Genomic DNA, 706 nt, shown 5'->3' with positions numbered 1-706 from the left:
CTGGTAGTCCTTGCCGGAGATACCGCCGACCCAGGCGTTGGGGTCGTACGTCGGATTGGAGGCCATGGACACGATGCGGCCCGTCTTGGACTCCATGACCACCACGGCGCCCGCGTCCGCCTTGTAGTTCTGGTTGGTGTTGCGGTCGTGCTCCTTGCGGGCGGCCTTCATCGCCGCGTCGAGCTCCTTCTCCGCTATGGCCTGCACGCGGGCGTCGATGCTCGTGACGACGTTGGCGCCGGGCACGGCCCGGTCGCTCTTGGCCTTGCCGATGACGCGACCGAGGTTGTCCACCTCGTACCGGGTGACCCCGGCCTTGCCGCGCAACTGGCTGTCGTAGGTGCGCTCCAAACCCGAGCGGCCGATCTGGTCGGCGCGCAGCAGCGGCGACTCGCTGTCCTCGGCCTTCTTGATCTCCTCGTCGGTGACCGGCGAGAGGTAGCCGAGCACCTGCGCGGTGTTGGCGTCACCCGGCGCGGCGTAGCGGCGCACGGCGGTGGGCTCGGCGCTGATGCCGGGGAAGTCCTCGGCCCGCTCGCGGATCTGCAGGGCCTGCTGGGTGGTGGCCTCGTCGGTGATCGGGATGGGCTGGTACGGGGAGCCGTTCCAACAGGGCTGCGGGGTCTTGGAGTCGCACAGCCGCACCTTGTCGGTGACGTCCTTGGTCTCCATGTCCAGCACCTCGGCCAGCCGGCTGAGCACGGCC

General features: G+C 69.4%; 1 protein-coding gene. It reads right to left on the bottom strand.

Features of this window, described 5'->3' with window-relative positions; genetic code table 11:
* A partial coding sequence (locus tag KUM32_RS33195; RefSeq protein WP_254406487.1) for a penicillin-binding transpeptidase domain-containing protein occupies positions 1 to 706 on the bottom strand: 706 nt, incomplete at both ends.

It is taken from the genome of Streptomyces sp. AC627_RSS907 (assembly GCF_019049165.1).
The sequence above is the reverse complement of the archived record's forward strand: the minus strand, read 5'-3'. Positions and strand labels throughout refer to the sequence as shown.